This is a genomic window from Sodalis sp. RH20 (assembly GCF_047324205.1).
GTDB lineage: Bacteria > Pseudomonadota > Gammaproteobacteria > Enterobacterales > Enterobacteriaceae > Acerihabitans.
This window is the reverse complement of sequence record NZ_CP178733.1, coordinates 127,951-141,480: the sequence shown is the minus strand read 5'-3', so window position 1 is coordinate 141,480 and position 13,530 is coordinate 127,951. Positions and strand designations below refer to the sequence as shown.

Genomic DNA, 13,530 nt, shown 5'->3' with positions numbered 1-13,530 from the left:
TCATAGCCTTAAAAAAACAGCACGGCGCGTGCAAACTGGCATAAACCATGCTTTATATAGGGATATAATCTCGCCCATGCCACCGGGCCGAGAACCACGACAGATGGAACCGCGAGGAGAAATGAATGAACCGGTTCGTTATTGCCGATCCACAAAAATGCATTGGCTGCTTCACTTGTGAAGTCGCCTGCGTCATTGCGCACAACGGCGACCACCCCGGCGCGCTCAATCACGACAATTTTTTGCCGCGCCTGAAAGTGATGAAAGAGTGGAATATCAGCACGCCGGTGCTGTGCCGGCAGTGCGAGGACGCCCCGTGCGCCAATGCCTGCCCGAACGGCGCCATTATCCACGCCGAGGATTCCATCCAGGTATTGCAGGAAAAATGCATCGGCTGCAAAACCTGCGCCGTCGCCTGTCCCTATGGCGCCATGGACATCGTCACGCGCCATGTGTATGACGATCGTAATCCACTAGCCGGCCATAGCATCAAGGCGGAAGCGCAGAAATGCGATCTGTGCGTAGGCCATGCCGGGGGCCAGGCCTGCGTGAATGTGTGTCCCACCGACGCGCTGGTGCTGATGACCCACGAAACCGTCGAAATGATGAAACTGAAAAAACGGCAGCGGGCCGCGTTGGAAGGCTTCAGCGCCGTCCTGTCATGACCGCTTCTTTTATTAACCGCTGGAAGATAGGTAAAAAATCCTCCACAAGGGGTATGGCATAATGCATAAAGCACTCACCGTATGTCCGTACTGCGGCTCCGGCTGCAAGATCAACCTGTTGGTTGAAAACGGTAATGTCGTCGGCGCGGAAGCGGCGGACGGCGTCACCAACCAGGGCCAGTTATGCCTCAAGGGGTATTATGGCTGGGATTTCCTCAATGACACCCGCTTGCTGACCCCCCGCTTGCGCAGCCCGATGATCCGCCGCGAAAAAGGCGGCAACCTGGAGGAGGTGTCCTGGGACGAGGCGATCGAATATACCAGTTCCCGCCTGCGCGACATCAAGCAGAAATATGGCGCCAAGGCCATTATGCAGACCGGCTCCTCACGCGGCACCGGCAATGAAACCAATTACGTGATGCAAAAATTCGCCCGCGCGGTCATCGGCAACAACAACGTCGACTGCTGCGCCCGTGTCTGCCACGGCCCCTCGGTTTCCGGCCTGCAGGTGACGCTGGGCAACGGCGCCATGAGCAACTCCATTTGCGAAATCGAAGACACCAAGTGCCTGCTGGTATTCGGCTATAACGCGGCTGACTCGCACCCTATCGTGGCGCGGCGCATCCTGAAGGCCAAGCAGAAAGGCGCCAAGGTGATCGTCTGCGATCCCCGGCGTATCGAAACCGCGCGTCTGGCCGACCTGTGGCTGCCGCTGAAAAACGGCTCCAATATGGCGCTGGTGAACGCATTCGCCCACGTATTGATCAACGAAGGGCTGTATGACGCCGATTACGTCGCGCGCCATACCGAAGGGTTCGACGAATACCGCGCTATCGTGGCCAAATATACGCCGGAATATGCCGAGGAAATTACCGGCCTGCCGGCGCAGCAAATCAGGGAAGCCATGCGCATGTACGCCGCCGCGCCCACCGCCACCATTTTATGGGGCATGGGCGTGACCCAATGGGGCCAGGCGGTGGATGTGGTGAAAGGGCTTTCCGGCCTGGCGCTGCTGACCGGCAATCTGGGCAAGCCGAACGTCGGCGTCGGCCCGGTGCGCGGGCAGAATAATGTGCAGGGCGCCTGCGATATGGGCGCGCTGCCGAATATGTTCCCCGGCTACCAGCCGGTGACCGATCCGGCGGCGCGGGAAAAATTCGCCCGCGCCTGGGGCGTGGAAACGCTTGATCCGGAGCCGGGTTTTACCCTGACCGACGTGCCGCATAAGATCCTAAGCGGCGAAATCAGGGCCAACTATGTGATGGGTGAGGATCCGTTGCAGACCGAGCCGGATCTGTCGGTGATGCGCCAGGCGTTCAAACAGCTGGACCTGCTGATCGTGCAGGATATCTTTATGACCAAGACAGCGTCGGAAGCCGACGTGATTCTGCCCGCCACGTCCTGGGGCGAGCATGAGGGGGTCTATACCGCGGCGGATCGGGGTTTCCAGCATTTTGAAAAAGCCATCGAGCCGAAGTTTAACGTTAAGCCGGACTGGGAAATCATCAGCCTGCTGGCCACCGCGTTGGGCTATCCGATGCATTACAACAACACCAAGGAAATCTGGGACGAGCTGCGCGGCCTGTGTCCGCTGTATGTGGGCGCCACCTATGAGAAGCTGGCCGGGTACGGGTATATTCCCTGGCCGTGCACCGAGGAAAGCAGTCCGGGCACGCCGTGGCTGTATGCGGGCAATAAGTTTGACCGTCCGGGCGGCAAGGGACTGTTGTTCGCCGCCGAGTGGCGCGCGCCGATGGATCTGGTGGACGGCGATTTCCCGTTGGTGCTCTGTACCGTGCGCGAAGTGGGGCATTATTCCTGCCGTTCGATGACCGGCAACTGCACCGCGCTGGCCACCCTGGCCGACGAGCCGGGTTATGTGCAGATTAACCCGCAGGACGCCGAACGGCTGGGTATCCGCGATCAGCAGCTGGTGTGGGTGACCTCGCGCCGCGGCAAGGTGATTACCCGGGCCTCGGTAAGCGAGCGCATCAACCTCGGGGCGGTGTACATGACCTATCAGTGGTGGATTGGCGCCTGTAACGAGCTGACGATCGATCATCTCGATCCTATCTCGAAAACGCCGGAATATAAGTACTGCGCGGTGAAACTGGAGGCCATCGCCGATCAGCGCTGGGCGGAAAGTTACGTACAGACGGAATATAGCCAGCTGAAGGCGCGGCTGCGCAATGCGGTGGATGACGCGATTATTCCCGCCTGATAGCAGTGTTAAACCGGTGCCGGCTTAGCCTGTATGCTAGGCTGGCACCGGTTTTTTTTATGTTGGGTCGGTGACGGTTTCGCGTTTATGTTGGGTCGGTGACGGGTTCGCGTTTATGTTGGGTCGGTGGCGGGTTCGCGTTTGTGTTGGATCGGTGGCGGGTTCGCGTTTGTGTTGGATCGGTGACGGGTTCGCGTTTATGTTGGGTCGGTGGCGGGTTCGCGTTTGTGTTGGATCGGTGGCGGGTTCGCGTTTGTGTTGGATCGATGACGGGTTCGCGTTTATGTGGGATCGGAGACGGTTTCGCTTGCCTTGCGTTCGGTGGTTATATGGAATGCCGGGCGCCGGCAAGCGACAAAGAGGCCGTACCGCGACGGCCTCCTTGACCTCCGCGCGCCCGGCAGGTCGCGCGTCGCTGCGCGATGCCTTCCGCCGCCCATGCCCCCGTTATGCACCGGCCCGGTTAGCGCTCCCGGCGCCACCGGGCCTTTCGCCGCTCCCGGCGGCTCATGCCGGGGTCACAGGCAACGTCAGCGCGCTCTATGCCGGGACCTATGTCGCGGTCAGTGAGGTTTTATTGGGAACAATATAGTCGCTGTTGTTTATTGGGAGCCGGCATGCAATTGAGATGCGGCTAATCACAATGGCAGGCAATGGCACAGCGAAGTATCAGGTCATACCGGAAAGTATCAATCTTCAATCTTCAATCTTCAATCCTCAATCCTCAATCCTCAATCCTCAATCTTCAGCATCCAACATCCAACATCCAACACCATCAGCATCAGCATCAGCATCAGCATCAGCATCAGCATCAGCATCAGCATCAGCATTCGACATTAGCATTTAGCATTTAGCATTTAGCATTTAGCATTTAGCATTTAGCATTTAGCCAGTAGAATTCGGCCATAGACCGTAAGTCCCCGATCATTTGCCCGGAAAGTGCATGCGCCTGAAATCTGGCAAAAACGCATCATCCAACAGACGTTGGTGTTGACCTTGTTGCCGGCATAGAGTGCGCCGGCGGCGCGTAGCACGGCTGGATGAGCCGCCGGGAGCGGCGAAAGCTAAGGGCCGCGCCGGGAGCGCGTCCCGTGCGGTCCAAAAGCCGGGATGCGTGATGCCGGGCACCGCGCAGCGGCGCACGATCTGCCGGACGCCCGGAGGTCAAGGAGGTTCGGGCGCAGCGAACCTCCTTGTCGCTTGCCGGCACCCGGCATTCCATATAACCACCGAACGCAAGGCAAGCGAAACCGTCTCCGATCCCACATAAACGCGAAACCGTCTCCGATCCCACATAAACGCGAAACCGTCACCGACCCAACATAAACGCGAAACCGTCACCGACCCAGCATAAACGCGAAACCGCCACCGACCCGACATAAACGCGAAACCGTCACCGACCCGACATAAACGCGAAACCGTCTCCGACCCAACATAAACGCGAAACCGTCTCCGACCCAACATAAACGAGAAACCGCCACCGACCCGACATAAACGCGAAACCGCCACCGACCCAACATAAATACAAAACCGTCTCCAACCTAACCCTCACCGGCTTCCCCTAAAACCAACCTGTGCCGGCAGATATTCACCCGATAGCCAATAATCGCATTATCAACAACAGCCAGGCGCAAACCAGCTTTTTACCCTCCCGGCATGGCGAATCCGGCAACGAGGCGGGCTACCATTCCTGAGGTGAAATCCCGAGGCGCTGCATGCGCGACAGCAGCGTGGTGCGCTTGACGCCCAGCTTGAAGGCCGCGCCGCGCGGCCCGGCCACGATGCCGTTGGCCTCGCGCAGCGCCTGGATAATCCGCACCCGTTCCGCCTCGTCGTTTTCCGGCGGGGCGGTATCGGGCCTTGGCCTGGGCGCCGCATGGGGCGCGGGCGCGTCGGCCACCGGCGCGGCGCGCTGCAGTTCATCGAGGCGCAGGTTCAACGTATTGCCGCGCGTGAGGATCACCGCCCGCTCAATCACATTCTCCAGCTCGCGCACGTTGCCCGGCCACGGATACTGACTGAGCTGGCGCAGGGTCTCGCCGGGAATGCTGTCGATGGCGCGGTTCATGCGCCGGGAGATTTTCTGGGTAAAAAACTTGGCCAGCAGCGGAATATCCTCCGGCCTGTCGCGCAGCGGCGGGATGGTGATGGGAAAGACGTTCAGCCGGTAGTACAGGTCGCTGCGGTATTCCCGATCCGCCACCATTTGCTTCAGATCGCGGTTAGTGGCGGCAATCAGCCGCGCGTTCACCGGAATCACTTTACTGCCGCCGAGCCGTTCGATTTCACGCTCCTGCAATACCCGCAGCAGCTTGGGCTGCAATTCCAGCGGCATGTCCCCCACTTCGTCGAGAAACAGCGTACCGCCTTCAGCCAGCTCAAAACGCCCCTGGCGGGTCGTAATGGCGCCGGTAAAGGCGCCCTTTTCGTGGCCGAACAAATCGCTTTCCATCAGGCCGGACGGCACGGCGGCGCAGTTCATTTTCACCATGCGTTTGCCGCTGCGCGCGCTGTGGTTGTGAATGGCGCGGGCAATCAGCTCCTTGCCGGTGCCGGTTTCGCCTAAAATCAGCACCGTGCTGTCGCTGTCCGCCACCATTTCCACCTGCTCCAGCAGCGCGCTCATCGCCGCGCTTTGCCAGATAATTTCACCGAAGCTGCCGCTGTCGTGCATCTGCTCGTTGAGCCAGATGTTTTCATGTTCCAGGTTATCCTTTAACCGGGAAATCTCATCATAGGAACGGGCATTGTCCACCGCGATGGCGATACGGGCGCTGACCTGACTGAGCAGGCGCAGGTTGTCCTCGCTAAACGTGTCGCTGCTGCACAGCGCCAGTTTCAGGATGCCCAGCGGCTTGTGCCCGAACACCAGCGGCAGCAGGCATAAGGTCTGCAGCCCGTCATCCAGCATGGCCGCCAAATGGGGATCTTCGTCGCCAAGCTGCGGCGCGTCGCGCAAATCCACCAGCAGCGGCCGGCACTCCGTCAACACCCGCGCCGCCAGGCGGCTGCCCGCCATGGGCACGCGCTTTTGCTCGCGGCGCATCGGCGTGCCCGCCGTATAGCGGGTCAGGTAAACATTAAGCGAGGCGTTGTCGCCTCCGCCCTCGCACAGCGCCAGGCTGATATAGTCGATGCCGAAAAACCGGTGTATCTCCTTTGATACTTCCGCGGCCAGCGCATCCATATCCAGGCAGGAAAGGACCGAATTGGTGACATCCACCAGGATGCGGTGATGATCGCGCTCATGGCGCAACTGGTCGTTTTCCTGGCGCAGGGTTTCATGGACGCCAAGATTTTCCAGCGCCAGCGCCAGCAGCTGCGCCAGGCGGCGCAAAAAAGCCCGTTCGTCCCGGCTGTAATGGTAGCCGTCGGCGCGGGTAAATATCACCTCGCCAAACTGCCTGCGGGGAGAGGCGACCGGCAACGCGCACCGGCTAAGGGGTTCCGCCAGTTCGTCGTCGGGAAGCGGCGCCGGCGCGGCGCGCGCGCCGTTCTTATCGCAAATCAGATGGCGTTTGGGCAGCGAAAGCATCAGGTCAATACACTGACAGGGGATCGGCAGCGGCAACAGCGCAGCCAGCAGGGATTCGGCGTCGCGCTGGAAAAAAAGCCGTTGCGAGAGCTCGATGATCGCATCCTGCCATAACCCGCTATGTTCAGTATCATTCGACGTCTTGAGCATCAGGATAGTTTCGCAATATTCACATTTATTCCTTCGCTGTATTTTAAAGGAGAGTGGAGGGAAAAAATATTCACGCGGGTCATTAATTTGATCTGATGCGTCATTTCATTTTGCGGCCGCGCCGTAACGGGCGACAGCGGCGCAATCGATATATATTTAGTTATATTACGGTTTATATTTCTCTCGGCGGATGATTATTTTGCACCGTGATGAAAATAATTCTCTTTTACATTTTTCCTTGCCGCTCAATGCCCTAGATTTACCCTACCCCGCCCCCGGCATCTTATCATTAATCAACACTGGTATGGGAAATGCATTAATCCTCGCGTCTCACGCTTTTTATCTCTGTAAGCACATGTTCTGAAGGTAAATAACAAGCAGTTATTGCAAAAATAACCGGGAGTCATTATGAATAGCGAAAATTATTTTGATCTGCGCCTGCCTGCGGAAATGGCCAAAATGGCCGAGCAGGCGGGGGTATACAAGACCATGAAAAAACCGGAGATGACCTTTTTCCTGGCCATGACCGCCGGCATGTTCATCTCCATTGCCTTTGCTTTTTATATTACCGTGACCGCCGGTCCCGGCCCCGCCGGCGGCCTGACCAAACTGGTGGGTGGGCTGTGTTTTTCGCTGGGCCTGATCCTGGTGGTGGTGTGCGGCGCCGATCTGTTTACCTCAACGGTACTGACGGTGGTGGCCAAGGCCAGCGGCAAAATCACCTGGCGGCAATTGACCCTGAACTGGATAAACGTTTATATCGGCAACCTGGCGGGGGCGCTGTTTTTCGTGGCGCTGATCTGGTTTGCCGGCCAGTATATGGCGGGCAACGGCGGCTGGGGCCTGAACGTGCTGCAAACCGCCGATCACAAGATGCACCATACCTTTATCGAGGCGGTCTGCCTGGGGATCCTGGCCAACCTGATGGTCTGCCTGGCGGTGTGGCTGAGCTATTCGGGCCATTCGCTCAGCGATAAAATCTTCGCCATGCTGCTGCCCATCGGTATGTTTGTCGCCAGCGGTTTTGAGCACAGCATCGCCAATATGTTCCTGATTCCCCTGGCTATTCTTATCCGTGATTTTGCCCCGCCCGACTTCTGGCAGGCCATCCACGCCTCGCCGGATCAGTACGCCTCGCTGACGGTGGGCCAGTTTATCGTCGATAATCTGATACCAGTGACCCTCGGCAATATTATCGGCGGCGGCCTGCTGGTGGGATTAACCTACTGGGTGATTTACCTGCGTCCGGGCAATGCCCACAGCTAAGCTGCCGGCGCAACCTAACCGGCGGCGGGAAGACGCACAACCCGCGTCGGTTTCTCACCGTCACGGGTGACGAATCGCCGCCGCCGACGGCACTTTTGACGAACAAAAAATCGACAGCCGCCGCCCGTGCCGGCCACCATCAAGCAGCCCCCGCGATCAGGCCAGGTCTTTGGAGATGGCGTACATGCCTTTGATGCCGTTGCCGAAGCGCGCCAGCGCTGCGCGATGATTCGCCAATTCGCTGTAGGGCAGGTAACGCACTTTCATATCGGCCACGCGGCTGAAGGCCGGACGGCGCAGCTGGGCCTGCACCTCCGTCTCACGGTTGTCCGGCGCCACCAGGAACAGCCCTTCGCTGGCCTGGGTATCGCCGCTCAGGGCCAGATCCAGCATGCGCACGATGCCGGAGTAGATCGAGGTGGTATGCTCCACCTCAAACGCCGCCATCACCCGATCGCGCTGCGCGTTCAGCCATAGCACGTCAATCAGCCGGATGGCGTCGGCGGCGGGCGAGGCGACAATATCCGCCGGCAACTGCTCCAGGCAGCCGGACCCGAGCACGCCGTTGCCATAAGGACGCCGGCGATCGTTGGACGCAATCCACACGCTGTAGCCCAGGGCCAGGCCCAGATCGCGCAGCCAGCCCTGGATCTCGGTATGGGTGCGCTCGTTTTCGCCCGCCAGCTGCTGCGCCTTGGCCGCGCCGGCGCCGTCGGCACGCACCTGCGCCAGATCCGCTTCCCAGATCCGGCGCCCCTCGCGGTCATCGGCGCGGGGCGGAACCGGGTAACGCCCGCTGCCCAGATCGAACAATAATCCCGCTATCGCGCCAAAATCGTTCGACAGCAACGGGCGCCAGGTCTCGTTCAGCGCGATAATGCCGCGCCGCATGGCCAGGTACTCCTGCCATTTGCCCAGTTTAACGTTGGCGCCGGTGAGGGCATTGTAGCCTTTGACGATAGCGGTATTGCACGGCGGCATCAGCGTTGGATGGAGAAAATAAAGCAAATTGGCCACCGCCGGCCCCAATCCCTTAATCGCCAGGCGATCGATGTGGTGGATGGCGCTGATAATCGGGTCGGCGCCGGTGCAGCCGGCACAGGTAAACAGCAAATGGCCGAAGGCGCGCTGATGGTCCGCGTTTTCATAAATATCGGGAATACGCAGCTTGGGCTTCCATAAAAAGGCGTGATCGGCGCCCTTGAATATCTGCCGCTGTTCCGCAATCGAATGGACGATGGTTTCCAATGACGAGCCGCGATACTGATTGCCGAAGACCCCGCGCTCGATTTCATCCACCACCTGCGTGATGCCCCGGCGGATCGACCGGAAATTCTTGATGCGCTGATCCCATAAAAACCAGCTTTGATAGGTGCCGGCCGGATCGTTGCGCCACCGCTCGATTAACAGACCCACCGCGTCTTCATTCATCGCTTTCCCACCCTGACATACCCGCCGGCATCATTACCGGAAAACGAAAGCGCAACCGGCCTCTTTTTCAGCGCCGCGCCGCTTTCTGGTTATCGTCATGGCAAAGCGGGGCGCGCGCTTTATTTTAGCCGCCGGGCGCCGGGGGTTATTGTCGTGGATCATCAATTGAGGGACGAAAACCGGCGCGGCGGCAAACGGCGGGCAAGGAGGCGCTCCTTTTTGGCATCGCCTATCGCCGCCTGGCGGCTTAGCAATGGCCCGCGCGCGACGGCCAGGCATGGCATCGCGCGCGTAAGGGGAGTGAAGCCTAAGCGGCCTGCAGGCGAATGCTATCCACCTTGCGCTGGCGCACAAACAGCAGCATCACCACGATACCGGCCACCGCCAGGATACTGGCGAGGATAAACGCCGAATGGTAGCCGCCGCCGTACTGGATCAAAAAGCCGGTGATGCCGGGGGACAGGATACCGGCCAAATTGGCCAGCAGGTGGACAAACCCGCCGGCGGAACCGATGCGCTGCGCCGGCACGATATCCTGCAACAGCGACCAGCACGCCTGCGGCGTCATATAGGCGAAAACGCTGGCGACGGTTATCAGGGTGACCGCCGCCCCTAAGCTGGACGCATAGGCGGTCATCAGCACGCACAGCGCGGCGATGGCCAGGCCGCACACGATGACCAGCTTGCGCGACAGCAGGAAGTTGCCGGTTTTGCGGAACAGGGCGTCGCAGACGAGCCCGCCGCCGATAAAGCCGACCGTCGCGCCGAGCCAGGGCAGGATGCCGACAATACTCATGCTCTTGATATCCAGATGCTGGAAATCCGTCAGGTAGCTGGGCAGCCATGACAGGAAAAAGAACTGGATATAGTTAAAACAAAAGAACGCCGCCGCCACGCCCAAAACCGGCATCGACAGCACAAAAAAGAACACGCCGTGTTTCTGCGCGCCGGCGGCCGCAGCCGCGGGTTTGGCCGGGCGATCGGCGGTGATCAGCGCCACCTCCTGCGGGGAGACGCGGCGGTGCTGCTCCGGACGGTCGCGAAAAAACACCAGCCACAGCGCCAGCCAGACAAAGCCCAGGCAGGCAATCACCACAAAAGAGACGCGCCAGCCGAAGTTAAGCCCCACCAGGCCGACAATCGGCGCGGCGACGGCCGCGCCCAGCGGCTGGCCGGCGTTGGTAAAGCCCACCGCCCTACCCACTTCCCGGCGCGGAAACCAATTGGAAATGGATTTATTGGTGGTGGTGCCCATCGGTCCTTCGCCGATGCCGAACAGGATGCGCACGATAAGCAGATGGCCAAAACCGGTGGCCAGGGCTGTGGCGCCGCAAAAGAACGACCAGAAGCCGGCGGCCCAGGCATACACTCTGCGCGGGCCGAACCTGTCCGCCCCCCAGCCGCCGATAAAGCAGAACAGGCAATAGCCGACAAAAAAGAAGCTGAATAAAATGCCCATCTGCGCATCGCCGATATGCAAATCCTGTTTAATCAGCGGCGCCATCACCGAGAGCGCCGCGCGATCGAGATAGTTGAGCATGCCGGCGGCGAACAGCAGCAACGCCACGATAAAACGATAGTTATGCTTAAACATCAGGCTTTCTCCCGGGTCAGGCTGCTATGGGCAACGCGGTAGCGTGCGAGAAGGTCTTCATCCGGGGCGAATCCCAGCCCCGGGGTGGTGGGCAGCCGCAGGCGCGGCTGGAAATCCAGTTCGGCATATAAGGGTTCGGGCCACTGCAAATAGGGCACCTCGAGCGCGATATCCTCCGGCAACGTGGCCACCAGATGCGCCGTGGCCAATAGCGCCGCGCCATAATAGAAGCAATGCGGCACCACTTTTACCCCGTAATGGCGCGCCAGCCGGTAAACGTCAAGGGCGGCGCTGATGCCGCCGATTTTGGCCACGCTCGGCTGGGCGACGCTGACGGCCCCCGCCGCGAAATGCTGTAGAAATCCCTGCACGCCCTGGGCATTTTCGCCGGCGGCGATGGGCGTGCCGCAGGCCCGCACCCGGGCCAGTCCGGCCAGATCGTCCGGCGGCCAGACCGGTTCCTCCAGCCAGGCCAGGCCCAGTTCATTGAGGGCCTGCGCCCGCCGGCAGGCTTCGTCCACCGGCCACGGGCAGTTTACGTCCACCATCAGCTGCGCGTCGTCCGGCAAGGCGTCGCGCGCCGCCGCGATGGCGGCATACTCGGTTTCATGCAGCTTGATGGCGCGAAAGCCGGCGCGGTAGGCGCGCAGGGCATGGGCGGCCACCTGCGACGGGTCGTTGTCATAGCTTACCAGGCTGGCGTACACGCCAATTTCCCCGCGTGCGGCGCCCAATAGCTGCCACAACGGTTTACCGGCCTGTTTGGCGCACAGATCCCATAAGGCGATATCCATCGCCGACAGCGCGAACTGGACCGGCCCGCTGCGGCCAAAGGCATGAAAAGCCCGCTGCGCGTGATCCATCAGTTGTCCTAAGCCCGCGGTCGTGCCGTCGAAGGACCGGCCGAGGAAAAATCGTCCCACCGGGCCGTCCAGCGCGGCGTAGGTCACGGGATTGGACAAATGACCAAACCCCTCGCCCCATCCCTGCAGACCGTCGTCCGTGGTCACACGCACCAATAATGTTTCCATGCGGGTCAGCTCGCGCGAGGCGGCATTATAGGCGTCATCCCCGCCGCCGCCCGTCTGGTCGCTGCTTCTGCCGGACGTGAACGGCATCGCCACGCGCATCACTTCAATCGCGGTAATCTTCATAACCTGTGCCTCTACGCGGTCGGTTTATTTGCCGGATATCGGCGTTAAGTTATTGGGATATAAGTCATTATAGTTAGCGGTTTTTGCGCCAACATTGGAAAACGGCACAGTGTTGCGCGTGGGGAAATGAAATTATTTGTGCAAATGAATAAGATGGTGAGAGGCCGGTCACGAAATTTCAGTGCGGGATGCGCGGCGTGCCGGCGCGGGCGCGCCGGCGGCAATAAGCCCCGGGGGGGCGATTATTTATCGTTGCCCGAGGCTATCTGGGCGTTCTTGTTATCGCGTTCGGCCCGGCTGTCTTTGGCCGCCGCCCGGGCCTTTTCGGCCATGGCGTCCGTCTGCTCATCGGTCAATTCTTCTTCCGCCTCGAAAAGCTTACCCAGCCCCTGGCTGATGGTCACATCCTCGGGTTTCTGTCCTTCGCCGGCATTGGATTCGCCGGTTTTTACCGCATCGGTTTTAGGGTCGGTCATGGCGTTGTGCTCCATTCAAGAGATAAAAAGGTCTATACCGCTAAGCATAGACCTTTAATGGCATTACCGACCCATTCTATTACGCCGATAGACAGACACGGCGTGCTAATCGATGCGCGGCAGCCAGGCCGCGCCGCGAACCCCGCTGGAATCACCATGACGGGCTTTGCGCACCGGCGTATCGCACTCGCCGCCGAATACCCATTGCGGCAATAGCGCCGGCAGCGTGGTATACAGCCGATCCACGTTGCTCATGCCGCCCCCCAGCACAATCACCCGCGGGTCCAGGGTATTAATCACGCCGGCCAGCGCCTTGGCCAGGCGGCGTTCATACTGCTGCAGCGCCAGTTCGGCGTCGCCGTCGCCGTCCCCGGCGCGCCGGGCGATTTCCGCGCCGCTCAGGGTCGCCCCGGCGGCGCGCCGGTAGGCGGTGGCAAAACCGGTGCCGGAGATAAAGGTTTCATTGCAGCCGGTTTTGCCGCAGTAACAGGGCACCTCGCGCTGGTATACCAATTCGGTCGCGTCGGGCCAGGGCAGCGGATTATGGCCCCACTCGCCGGCGATGCCGTTATGGCCGGCATATACCCGGCCGTTGACCGCCAGGCCCCCGCCGCAGCCGGTGCCGATGATCACCGCGAACACCATTTCCTCGCCGGCGCCGGCGCCGTCGGTGGCCTCGGATATCGCCAGGCAGTTGGCGTCGTTGGCAACCGTAATGGGACGCCCCAGCAGCGCGCCCAAATCCTCCTTGAACGGCCGGCCGTTAAGCCATACCGAATTGGCGTTCTTGACCTTGCCGGTCAGCCGGGACAGGGTGCCGGGAATGCCGATGCCGACGGAGCCCTGTTCGCCCACCGCCCGCTCCGCCCCCAGGATCAGATCGCGGATGGTGGCAAGCGTCGCCGCATAATCGTCGCGCGGCGTCGGCACCCGGTAACGGTACAGTTCGCCGCCCGCCGGATCCAGCGCGATAACCTCGGTCTTGGTGCCGCCTAAATCAATGCCAATATACATACGGATACCTTTGTTATGCCGATG

At 60.4% G+C, this 13,530-nt stretch carries 9 protein-coding genes; 3 read left to right on the top strand and 6 right to left on the bottom strand.

The features are described 5' to 3' along the window. Positions 1-125: 125 nt before the first annotated feature. Both ACL2XM_RS00625 and fdhF read left to right on the top strand, forming a co-directional pair. On the top strand, positions 126-665 hold the full coding sequence (locus ACL2XM_RS00625) for a 4Fe-4S dicluster domain-containing protein (RefSeq protein ID WP_413732093.1): 540 nt from the start codon (positions 126-128) through the stop codon (positions 663-665). Positions 666-726: 61 nt separating this feature from the next. Then, a complete protein-coding gene (gene fdhF / locus ACL2XM_RS00620) occupies positions 727-2,886 on the top strand; it encodes a formate dehydrogenase subunit alpha (RefSeq protein WP_410013860.1) in 2,160 nt (719 codons plus the stop codon). Between the two features lie 1,681 nt (positions 2,887-4,567). Here the strand turns inward: fdhF and ACL2XM_RS00615 are convergent. Next, positions 4,568-6,571 carry a sigma 54-interacting transcriptional regulator gene (locus tag ACL2XM_RS00615; protein ID WP_413732091.1) on the bottom strand — a complete coding sequence of 668 codons (2,004 nt, stop codon included), beginning with the start codon at positions 6,569-6,571 and terminating at the stop codon, positions 4,568-4,570. Between the two features lie 408 nt (positions 6,572-6,979). Here ACL2XM_RS00615 and focA point away from each other — a divergent pair, with 408 nt between their 5' ends. Further along, positions 6,980-7,837: a formate transporter FocA gene (gene focA, locus ACL2XM_RS00610; protein WP_410013858.1), complete on the top strand. Its 858-nt coding sequence runs from the start codon at positions 6,980-6,982 to the stop codon at positions 7,835-7,837. A gap of 156 nt (positions 7,838-7,993) precedes the next feature. Here focA and ACL2XM_RS00605 read toward each other — a convergent pair whose 3' ends face one another. From ACL2XM_RS00605 to mak, 5 genes are all read right to left on the bottom strand, one after another. Continuing rightward, entirely contained in the window at positions 7,994-9,268 is a 1,275-nt protein-coding gene (locus ACL2XM_RS00605; protein WP_410013857.1) for a type II restriction endonuclease, read from the bottom strand. Between the two features lie 307 nt (positions 9,269-9,575). After that, positions 9,576-10,862 carry an MFS transporter gene (locus ACL2XM_RS00600; protein WP_413729586.1) on the bottom strand — a complete coding sequence of 429 codons (1,287 nt, stop codon included), beginning with the start codon at positions 10,860-10,862 and terminating at the stop codon, positions 9,576-9,578. Then, the gene (locus ACL2XM_RS00595; RefSeq protein WP_413721265.1) at positions 10,862-12,016 is read right to left on the bottom strand and encodes a mandelate racemase/muconate lactonizing enzyme family protein; all 1,155 of its coding nucleotides are present in this window, start codon (positions 12,014-12,016) and stop codon (positions 10,862-10,864) included. Before ACL2XM_RS00595 ends, ACL2XM_RS00600 begins: the two co-directional genes overlap by 1 nt. A gap of 242 nt (positions 12,017-12,258) precedes the next feature. Beyond that, on the bottom strand, positions 12,259-12,492 hold the full coding sequence (locus ACL2XM_RS00590) for a hypothetical protein (protein ID WP_410013852.1): 234 nt from the start codon (positions 12,490-12,492) through the stop codon (positions 12,259-12,261). A 105-nt stretch (positions 12,493-12,597) separates the two neighbouring features. Continuing rightward, positions 12,598-13,506: a fructokinase gene (gene mak, locus ACL2XM_RS00585; RefSeq protein WP_413729585.1), complete on the bottom strand. Its 909-nt coding sequence runs from the start codon at positions 13,504-13,506 to the stop codon at positions 12,598-12,600. Positions 13,507-13,530: the final 24 nt, after the last annotated feature.